Origin of the sequence: Microcystis sp. M53602_WE12, from assembly GCF_030065455.1 — a bacterium.
GTDB lineage: Bacteria > Cyanobacteriota > Cyanobacteriia > Cyanobacteriales > Microcystaceae > Microcystis > Microcystis aeruginosa.
This window is the reverse complement of the sequence record NZ_JASJFB010000533.1, coordinates 1-7,238: the sequence shown is the minus strand read 5'-3', so window position 1 is coordinate 7,238 and position 7,238 is coordinate 1. Positions and strand designations below refer to the sequence as shown.

Below are 7,238 nucleotides of genomic sequence, written 5' to 3'. Positions count from 1 at the left end.
GTTTTCATCAGAATGAGGCATGGGCAAGGGGCTTAAACTCTTTGTTGGCAAAACTTGTCGATACCTCAGTAACGTGAAAAGCTCTATATGCAAACTGAAAACTCAAATCTGATCACTGATCAAGGAGAACTTCCCACCTCACCCTTGAGATAACTGCCCTAACTTTCCTGTCTGAGTTTTAGAAAAATTTAACTTTATTCAATCCATGAACATCTGTTCAGATGTTATACTAAAGTCAGTAAAGAAGTTCAGAGGTAGTAACCATGATCGCTGTCACCACCATGAAATGTGCTTGTGGATCCTGTGAGTGTCAAGTATCGATCGCCGATGCCATCAAAAAAAACGATCAATACTACTGTTGCCAAGCTTGTGCCGATGGTCACGTTGACGGGAAAGGCGGTGGACACCAGGGCTGTTGTTGCAGTCAAATTTAGTTATTGGGGAGAAGGGGACAAGTATCGGCATTGAAAATTCGATCGATACCTCCCTTTCTCAACTTTCCCTTAATAACCGATCAGGAAAAAACATGGCCATAGAGAAAATAGCGCCGGTTTGTGGGGAATCCCATCACCAAGAGGCGAAATTCCAGCACTTGCAGGGATTAGAACTAGAAAAAGCCCAAAAAATGGCCGAATTTTTCAGCCTTTTGGGGGATGCCAATCGCCTAAGAATTCTGTCGCTTTTAGCCAAACAAGAATTATGTGTTTGTGACTTAGCCGACGACTTAGGGATGAGTGAATCGGCCGTATCGCACCAGTTAAGAACCCTAAGAGCCTTAAGATTAGTTAAATACCAAAAACAGGGACGGAGAGTCTTTTATCGTCTTGCCGATCATCATGTTCTTGACCTTTATTACGCGGTCTCGGAACATTTAGAAGAGCCAGCGGACGAGGACTAAAACAGTCCCAAAGCGGGTAAAACAAACTGTAAGAGCAGAGAACCAATCCCCTGCACCATTTGGTCTAATTGAGCGTTGCCACCACCTTGTTCTCGCGGTTTTAGGGCGATTTCCATGCCTTTAATAAAATTCTCTGCCGCTTCGTACCCGGGGGTGTTACCTTGCTGTTCAAAGAGAGTCGAAGCCATTTGAGCGTCCTGGGCCGCTAGAGCATTTTGTCCCAGACGATAGTGAGCCATGGCCCGGGCCAGATAAGCTGGAGCATATTCTGAGTTAATTGTCAAGGCCTTATTAAAATTTTCTATAGCGGCGCTGGTGCGTCCCTGTTTTCCTTCCACCATCCCTAGACCGTAGAATAGTTCAGGAGTACCGGCACTACTGGGAATTCCCACCGCACCCTGCACGTATGCAGTGTCTAGTTTGGTGTTTTCGAGGTTAGCATTATTGAGATAAGCGCCTCTTAAATCCGCACCCGTCAAGATTGCCCCGCTTAAGTTCGCTCCAGTGAGATTAGCACCAAAGAAAGAAGCACCGGTTAAATTGGCACCACTCAGATCCGCCCCACTTAAATTAGCTTGACTAAGATTAGCCCCGACGAGATTGGCCCCATTTAATTTTGCCCCGGTTAGATTCGATTGCACCAACCCCGAACCGCTCAGATCGCATTGGGGACATTTTCGGGTGGATAATAATTGCTGTAGGTGGTTTAAATCTTCCGTCTGACCAACTAGGGAGAAGTTCAGGGGAAGACTGAGGACGAGGGTGAGGGCGATCGATTTGTACATAGTTGAAAAATAAATCTATTTATTATTACTGATAATAACCATTCGATCGGGGCTAATCGCTGAACTAGATTCTGGTTGAGAAATCAGCCCTTGTCCACTAAAATAGAAGATTAGAGGCTCTTAACGTCAGAAGAAGCGACAAAATCGAGATTTGTTACCTTTTCAACAGCAAGTTTTTTAGAGGAATTTCCCTATTTCATAATGACTACTCTACACGGTAATTGGCTGATTCGTTCGCAAGATAGTGTTTTTTTTCTTTGGGGTGAACAGTGGCAAGGGAAGGAATTAAGTGAAACAAAGGAAAATCATCCTTTTTGTCTAGAATCTGGGGCATTAGCCCAATTTATCGAGAAATTTTCTCCTCAGCTTGACCGGTATTCTCCAGAATCAATCAAGCTCAGTCTCCCTAGTTATTCTCCCCCAAGGAAAAAATATTCTTTACCGCTGCTGTCGGGGCAAATTCTCGAACCCACAGCTAAATCCTTGTCTTGGCAACCATGGCAGGTATCGGGATTAACTTTTTCTGCGGGAATGATAGTGCGGTTATGGGAGAAATTCCCCCTAGCTAAGGCCGAATTTATCGGCAATGATCTACGATTTTGGCTGTATTTGCACCGTTGGAGTTTAGATTTATTAGCAAGGGGGAAATTTTTAGCGGGAATAAATCAAGGTCAAAGTTGCTGGTATCCGCTGCTGGATAGTACCATCGATCGCACTCGTTTAGCTAAGTTTATCCAAACCATCCCCCCGGTTTGTCTTGCCTATCAAGAAAATAGCGAACCACAAACAATTATTCTCGATTGCTTAAAAAATATTGTCGATGCTCGTTTACGACAAAAAATAGATAGTACTGTTAATATTTCGCCGTCATTGATGGTGAAACCCTGGCTACAATCTTTAAGCAGTGATCATCATGACATTGCTTTAGAAGCGAAGAATTTACAGCGTCTAGAAAATGCTTATAATAACTGGGTGTTTCCTATCCAAGAAAGTTTAGTGAATGGCAATAATCGCCAATTAATCGAGAATCAATACCGTGTTTGTTTATGTTTACAACCTCCCAGTCTAGGAACAGCGTGGAAACTTACCTATTATTTACAAGCGTTAGATGATCCCGAATTTCTCATTAGTGCCAAGTTGATTTGGTTAGAGGGGAAAGAAAGTTATCATAGTTATCAAAGAGTTGTCAATAATCCCCAGGAAATTCTCTTAAAAGGACTGGGACTAGCGGCGCGATTGTACGAACCGATTAGAATTAGTTTAGAGCAAAGACACCCGGAGGAATGTTCTCTTGATTCGATCGAAGTTTATCAGTTTATTCGCTCGATCGCTTGGCAATTGCAAGATCAGGGATTAGGGGTAATTTTGCCAACGGGTTTAACTGCCGGTAGTAATGAACAAAGATTAGGAATTAAGATTGCTGCCAGTGTAACTCCCAAAAAAGGAGAAAGATTAAGTTTAACCAGTTTATTAAACTTTCAGCTTAAATTAGTGGTAGGGGAACAGGAAATATCAAAAAAAGATTTTGATAAGTTATTAGAGAAAAAATCGCCAGTGGTGGAAGTGGGGGGCAAATGGTTAATCCTACAACCTAGCGATGTTAAAGCAGCTCAGGCAATTTTAAATAATACCATCGCTCCCCTGAATCTCTCGGTGGAAGATGCTCTGCGCTTGAGTTCAGGAGATAATAATCTAATTGCTAAACTGCCGGTAGTTAATTTTCAAGCGGAGGGAGCATTAAAGGAATTAATTGATAATTTAAATAACAATCAAGGGATTCAATTAATCAACCCACCTAGGGAATTTCGGGGGGAATTACGTCCCTATCAAATCAAGGGAGTTAGTTGGTTAGCTTTCCTAGAAAAGTGGGGTTTAGGTGCTTGTTTAGCCGATGATATGGGTTTAGGAAAAACCCCGCAATTAATCGCTTTTTTACTAGCATTAAAAGAACAGGATATGTTAGTTAATCCCGTGTTAGTGGTGGCTCCCACTTCTGTGGTCAATAACTGGGAACATGAGTTAAGAAAATTTGCTCCCACCCTGGCTGTTTTTGTGCATCATGGCGAAAAAAGATTAAAAGGTCAAGCTTTTGCTCAAGCGGTAAAAAATCAATCGGTTGTTATTACCAGTTATCCTTTAATCTATCGCGATCTGTCCAGTTTAGAAGCAGTACAATGGCAAGGTTTAGTTTTAGATGAGGCTCAAAATATTAAAAATTCTACGGCTAAACAATCCCAAGCAGTGCGAAAAATACCCGCAGGATTTCGGATTGCCTTAACGGGAACTCCCGTAGAAAATCGCCTGACAGAATTATGGTCAATTTTGGATTTTCTCAATCCCAATTTTTTAGGAACTCAAGCCTTTTTTCAGCGTCGTTTTGCTCTTCCCATTGAAAAATACGGCGATCAAGAATCCCTGCACAATTTGCGTTCCCTCGTCCGTCCTTTTATTTTAAGGAGATTAAAAACCGATAAAACTATTATTGAAGATTTACCAGAAAAACAGGAAATGAATGTCCTGTGTGGTTTATCAAACGAACAGGGACAACTTTATCAACAATTAGTCGAGACAACCCTCCAGAAAATTGAAGAAACTCAAGGAATTCAGAGACATGGATTAATTTTAACCTTGCTAATGCAACTCAAGCAAATTTGTAATCATCCCGCCCATTTTTTGAAAGAAAATAGTTTAGAAAGCAGTCAAAGATCGGGAAAATTATTACGCTTAGAAGCCATGGTAGAGGAAGTGATAGCAGAAGGCGATCGAGCTTTAATTTTTACACAATTTGCCGAGTGGGGAAAACTCCTACAAACCCATCTCCAGAAAAAATTAGCCGAGGAAATATTATTTCTCTCCGGTTCTACCAAAACAAAAGATCGGGTAGAAATGATCGAGCGCTTTCAAAATGATCCCCAGGGACCAAAGATTTTTATTCTCTCCCTGAAAGCAGGGGGAACAGGATTAAATTTAACCCGCGCTAATCACGTTTTTCATATCGATCGTTGGTGGAATCCAGCCGTAGAAAATCAGGCCACCGATCGCGCTTTCCGCATCGGACAAAAACGTAATGTTCAGGTACATAAATTCATCTGTACGGGAACCCTAGAGGAACGCATTAATGAGATGATCGAAAGCAAAAAACAATTAGCGGAACAAACCGTAGATGCTGGGGAAAATTGGTTAACCGAATTAGATACCGATCGCCTGCGAGATTTATTATTATTAGATCGATCGGCAATTATTGATGAAGAAGAACCCGATTAGAAGCGAACCACCTGATAAACCGTGGAACCATTCTCAAACAGAGGCTGATAGTAAATACCGCTGCAATTGTAATAAAGCGTATTGTCAGCCGTAATTGTGGTGCAGCCGTCTGGGATATAGGTGACAATTGCGCCGATTGGCGGGGCCACCACCGTGTAGGAACTACCGTTAGGCTGAAGATAGATGCCGTCCGAGTAAATGTAGGAATTGGAACCCACATAGACGGTATTGTAGTAGGGGGGGAGAGTGGCGATCGCTGAACCGATGACTAAGCCAGTGGTTAACCCCACCCAACCCCAACCCGGGGGGACGTAATAACCGCCACCGTACCAACCGCCACCACGCCAGTAACCATTGCGATTATCGTCAATAAAGTTCTGACGGTTCTGTTGGCGATCGCTAACCTGCTGCTGCCGTTCCCCCTGTCTTTCGGTGCGTTCCCCTTGACGGATATCGGTTCTTTCGGTGCGTTCCCCCTGCCGGTTTTGTTGACCGGTTTGCCGTTCACCCTGTCTTTCGCTGCGTTCCCCTTGACGGGTATCGGTTCTTTCGCTGCGTTCACCCTGCCGGTTTTGTTGGCCGGTTTGCCGTTCACCCTGTCTTTCCGTGCGTTCCCCTTGACGGTTTTGTTGACCGGTTTGCCGTTCACCCTGTCTTCCAGAAAAATCTCTGGAAGGTTGGGAACGATTACTAAAATTCCCCCGGTTTTGCAGATCACTACTGCGGTTGACCCGTGGGGAAGCTCCACCACCCCCACGACTACCACCACCACCCCCACGACTACCGCCACCACCGCCACCGCGAGCGTCCACATAATCCGTTACCAGTAAACTTGTACCCAAGAGGAGGGCGGCAAGAACACATAAGTTTTGACGTAAAGATCTTTTCATGGCCCGGACTCCTTGATTTTTTTATCTTCCCAGATTATTTTCTGCAAGCGTTCGACGGTTTCTGGTGCAAAAAAAACGCTCTCCTGTTTCTACACAAACTCTGGCGGGAACATTTTCTATAATAAATCTGGGTTGGGTTCATAATTAATATCGCTCTTCTGGGACTTTTGAGAATGTCCCTGTCAGAACAGAATCGGCTTAATTCTTCTGAGAACATCCTGGAGCAACTGTTCTGGACACTTGCCGATAAAGCTCGCTTTTCTCGCTCGGAAGTCCAACGATCGCAGCTGATCTACCATGATAACTCCTGTCACTGCCTCTCCATCTGGAATCTTGACGTAGAAAGGGTTCTGGCGTTGCGTATTGCTCACCGGACAGACAAAGGCAAAACCAATCTTGCGATTAAAATCAATAGGGCTTACCACCAGTGCTGGACGATTACCCATTTGCTCATGCCCAATTTGTGGGTCGAAGCTCAACCGCAGGAAATCTCCACGTTCTGGAATGTATGTCACCAAACCTCCTCTCCCATTGGCCGTCCCCAATCCACTTCCGGCTCCGGTGATTCAACAACCTCAGCCAGTAGTTCTTCTAGGCTTAACTCAGGCAAGGCTTGAATTAGCTCAATTACTAGCTTTCCGTTTTCCACAGAACATTCAACAACGTCCTTAGGATTGAGGTTTAGTGCTTCCACCGCATACTTGGGAATCCGAATCGCTAAAGAATTACCCCAGCGTCCAATCTGCGACTTCATTATCCCACCTCGAATTCGTTAGATATTCAAAGTATATCAAAACGCTGATTTAGGGGAATACCGACAAGCGATCGCGTTTTATGAACGGGCTTTATGGCTGGGATTGATTATTCCTAGGGGGTAGAAGTTCGATAGGGATCGACTCTGATCCCGGTTGGAAAGTGAAAGTATCGGCGGGGGTACTGGGATTAAAATTCCAGTCGGATAATATTGCCGTGTACTGGGGTGAACCGGGTAGAGTTTTATAGGTGATAATCGCTTTCCTCAGTAGGGGGGTGGCATCCTGCGTGACCCAGATTTGATAGTCGCGATCGCTACCGATCAGCAGCAGATGATACATCTGTTCGCGGTTGACCATGTCGTTGCCGATAAAAATAATTTGCTTGACATCGGCCATTAGCTCTGCACAGGGATCGTTCGCTGCCAGATTTGACATGGGAATGCTGATCCCGTACCTTTGCTCTACTTGGTCTAAGGCTTCATCTAGAGTATTTGGTGCCGGTTTGGTGACGTATAGATCCCGTTCCAGATCCGCGAGGGTGAAGGTTTTACCGTCGTAAAAAAAGCGGGTAACTCGTTCATCCCCAGTGTAGTCCGAGCGCAGGCGATCGGGTTTCTCTACCCAGATGTTTTGATAGGCACTGTAC

General features: G+C 44.3%; 8 protein-coding genes and 1 pseudogene. 3 read left to right on the top strand and 6 right to left on the bottom strand.

The window, feature by feature from the left end; genetic code table 11:
- Positions 1-263: 263 nt before the first annotated feature.
- Both PX482_RS17300 and PX482_RS17295 read left to right on the top strand, forming a co-directional pair.
- Entirely contained in the window at positions 264-434 is a 171-nt protein-coding gene (locus tag PX482_RS17300) for a metallothionein (protein WP_288094932.1), read from the top strand.
- A gap of 92 nt (positions 435-526) precedes the next feature.
- Positions 527-898 carry an ArsR/SmtB family transcription factor gene (locus PX482_RS17295; RefSeq protein WP_002772122.1) on the top strand — a complete coding sequence of 124 codons (372 nt, stop codon included), beginning with the start codon at positions 527-529 and terminating at the stop codon, positions 896-898.
- Here the strand turns inward: PX482_RS17295 and PX482_RS17290 are convergent.
- Complete coding sequence (locus tag PX482_RS17290) at positions 895-1,683, bottom strand: pentapeptide repeat-containing protein (RefSeq protein ID WP_002760405.1); 789 nt, start codon at positions 1,681-1,683, stop codon at positions 895-897. The genes PX482_RS17295 and PX482_RS17290 overlap by 4 nt on opposite strands.
- A gap of 201 nt (positions 1,684-1,884) precedes the next feature.
- On the opposite strand from PX482_RS17290, the gene PX482_RS17285 reads away from it, so the two are divergent.
- Entirely contained in the window at positions 1,885-4,947 is a 3,063-nt protein-coding gene (locus PX482_RS17285) for a sll1366 family intein-prone helicase (RefSeq protein WP_288094933.1), read from the top strand.
- Here PX482_RS17285 and PX482_RS17280 read toward each other — a convergent pair.
- The 5 genes and pseudogenes from PX482_RS17280 to PX482_RS17265 all read right to left on the bottom strand — a co-directional run.
- Entirely contained in the window at positions 4,944-5,837 is an 894-nt protein-coding gene (locus PX482_RS17280) for a DUF6515 family protein (RefSeq protein WP_288025856.1), read from the bottom strand. The genes PX482_RS17285 and PX482_RS17280 overlap by 4 nt on opposite strands.
- Positions 5,834-5,963: pseudogene (locus PX482_RS28130) on the bottom strand (YgiT-type zinc finger protein); the annotation flags it as partial. The pseudogene PX482_RS28130 and the gene PX482_RS17280, both read right to left, overlap by 4 nt.
- Positions 5,964-6,019: 56 nt before the next feature.
- Positions 6,020-6,352 (bottom strand): type II toxin-antitoxin system PemK/MazF family toxin, encoded by a 333-nt coding sequence (locus PX482_RS17275; RefSeq protein ID WP_147072359.1) that lies wholly within the window; start codon positions 6,350-6,352, stop codon positions 6,020-6,022.
- Positions 6,349-6,591, bottom strand: a complete 243-nt coding sequence (locus tag PX482_RS17270; RefSeq protein WP_002760402.1) for an AbrB/MazE/SpoVT family DNA-binding domain-containing protein — start codon at positions 6,589-6,591, stop codon at positions 6,349-6,351. The genes PX482_RS17275 and PX482_RS17270 overlap by 4 nt, the downstream gene beginning before the upstream one ends.
- 91 nt (positions 6,592-6,682) lie before the next feature.
- A partial coding sequence (locus tag PX482_RS17265) for a DUF2092 domain-containing protein (protein WP_288122750.1) occupies positions 6,683-7,238 on the bottom strand: 556 nt, incomplete at its 5' end.

What these genes read in the sequence shown, in the direction of transcription:
- PX482_RS17300 (WP_288094932.1), top strand. Translation starts at nt 264, where the DNA reads ATGATCGCTGTCACCACCATGAAATGTGCTTGTGGATCCTGTGAGTGT.
- PX482_RS17295 (WP_002772122.1), top strand. Translation starts at nt 527, where the DNA reads ATGGCCATAGAGAAAATAGCGCCGGTTTGTGGGGAATCCCATCACCAA.
- PX482_RS17290 (WP_002760405.1), bottom strand. Translation starts at nt 1,683, where the DNA reads ATGTACAAATCGATCGCCCTCACCCTCGTCCTCAGTCTTCCCCTGAAC.
- PX482_RS17285 (WP_288094933.1), top strand. Translation starts at nt 1,885, where the DNA reads ATGACTACTCTACACGGTAATTGGCTGATTCGTTCGCAAGATAGTGTT.
- PX482_RS17280 (WP_288025856.1), bottom strand. Translation starts at nt 5,837, where the DNA reads ATGAAAAGATCTTTACGTCAAAACTTATGTGTTCTTGCCGCCCTCCTC.
- PX482_RS17270 (WP_002760402.1), bottom strand. Translation starts at nt 6,591, where the DNA reads ATGAAGTCGCAGATTGGACGCTGGGGTAATTCTTTAGCGATTCGGATT.